This is a genomic window from Mesorhizobium sp. M7A.F.Ca.US.005.03.2.1, from assembly GCF_003997795.1.
Lineage (GTDB): Bacteria > Pseudomonadota > Alphaproteobacteria > Rhizobiales > Rhizobiaceae > Mesorhizobium > Mesorhizobium ciceri.
Map to the genome: position 1 here is coordinate 1 of NZ_RZRP01001226.1, position 1,334 is coordinate 1,334.

At 64.2% G+C, this 1,334-nt stretch carries 1 protein-coding gene; it reads left to right on the forward strand.

Annotated features, from left to right (window positions below; translation table 11 throughout):
- Positions 1 to 1,334, forward strand: a 1,334-nt coding sequence (locus EN991_RS36505; RefSeq protein ID WP_281058852.1) for a glucoamylase family protein, incomplete at both ends; no start/stop codon positions are given.

The following is a 1,334-nucleotide window of genomic DNA, read 5'->3' on the forward strand; positions in this document are numbered from 1 at the left end:
GGTTCAGGCTTGGCCGGCCGATCGTCGAAATCGGTTTCCAGGGCGCGCTGATGTCCTGGTCCGGCTCGATGTTCGAATATCTGATGCCGCCGCTGGTCATGAAGGAGCCGCAGGGCTCGATCCTCAACCAAACCAGCAAGCTGATCATCAAACGCCAGATCCAGTATGGCCGCCAGAAGAACGTGCCGTGGGGCATTTCGGAGGCCGCCTACAATGCCCGCGACCGCGAACTGACCTACCAATATACCAATTTCGGCGTTCCAGGCCTCGGGCTGAAGCGCGGTCTTGGCCAGAACACGGTGATCGCGCCTTACGCCACCATACTGGCGGCCCAGTTCAATCCGCGTGAAGCCGTGCTGAATCTCGCCCGATTGCGGGAGATCGGGGCGCTCGGCCGCCACGGCTACTACGATGCCGTCGACTTCACGCCGCAGCGCGTGCCGGAAGGCACGGACCATGTCGTCGTCCAGAATTATATGGCCCACCATTCGGGCATGTCGATCGCGGCGGTTGCCGACGCCATCTTCGAAGGTCGCATGCGCGACCGCTTCCACAGCGATCCGGTCATCGAATCGGCCGAACTCTTGCTGCAGGAGAGGGCGCCGCGCGACATCCCGACAGCGACCGTCAGGACCGAGGCCGACGAACGCTCCAAGGACGAGACCGAAGTCGACAGCCCCGACACCCGCATCGTGCTCAATCCGCTGCAGTCGCTGCGGTCGACCAACGTCATGTCGAACGGCCGCTATTCGGTGATGGTCAGCGCGACCGGCTCGGGCTACAGCCGCTGGGGCGATCTCTCCGTCACCCGCTGGCAGCCGGATCCGACCGAGGACCGGCTCGGCTCCTACATCTTCCTGCGTGACGCCGGCACCGGCGACTGGTGGTCGGCTACAGCCGAACCGAAGCGAGCCGCCGAGGAAAAGGCGCAGACCTTGTTCTCCGACGACAAGGCGAGCTTCGTCAAATCGGTGGGCACCTTGCGCTCCGAGGTCGAATGCATCGTCATCTCGGAAGGCAATGGCGAGGGCCGTCGGGTCACGCTCTACAATGACGGTCCGTCCGACCGTCACATCGAAGTGACCTCCTTTGCCGAGCTGGTGCTCGGCCTGGAGGCGTCCGACAACGCGCATCCGGCCTTCTCGAAGATGTTCGTGGAAACCGAAATCTCTGCGAACAACGCGGCGATCTTCGCCACGCGGCGCAAGCGCGAGACCAGCGAGCCCGATATCGCCATGGTGCATTTCGTCACCGATCCGTCCGGATCGGCGCGCGACGCCGAGGCCGAGACCGACAGGCGCGCCTTCATCGGCCGTGGCCGCACCATCGTCGAC